Source organism: Paraburkholderia sp. SIMBA_053 (assembly GCF_046534895.1).
GTDB lineage: Bacteria > Pseudomonadota > Gammaproteobacteria > Burkholderiales > Burkholderiaceae > Paraburkholderia > Paraburkholderia caledonica.
The window spans coordinates 1-256 of record NZ_JAWRXU010001098.1 but is presented as its reverse complement, the minus strand read 5'-3'; the positions used below and the strand labels follow the sequence as shown (position 1 = coordinate 256).

The following is a 256-nucleotide window of genomic DNA, read 5'->3' as shown; positions in this document are numbered from 1 at the left end:
TGGGCGCGGAGTACGTCGCGGAACACAACAGCCGTCGCCGTCAGATCATGCTGCACCGGGCAATCGTCGGATCAATGGAGCGTTTTCTCGGTATTCTGATCGCGCACCATGCTGGTGCAATGCCCGCGTGGCTCGCCCCGATGCAGGTAGTGGTGATGAATATCGCTGAAAGTCAGGCCGAATACGCCCACTCTCTGGCCCAATCGTTGCAAAAACAAGGGGGTAGAGTAGAGGCCGATTTGCGCAACGAGAAGAT

Annotated in this window: 1 protein-coding gene; it reads left to right on the top strand. The window is 57.4% G+C overall.

The genetic code is table 11. The annotated features are described in order from the left end of the window. On the top strand, window positions 1–256 hold a 256-nt coding region (locus SB753_RS39025), incomplete at both ends, for a His/Gly/Thr/Pro-type tRNA ligase C-terminal domain-containing protein (protein ID WP_410805415.1).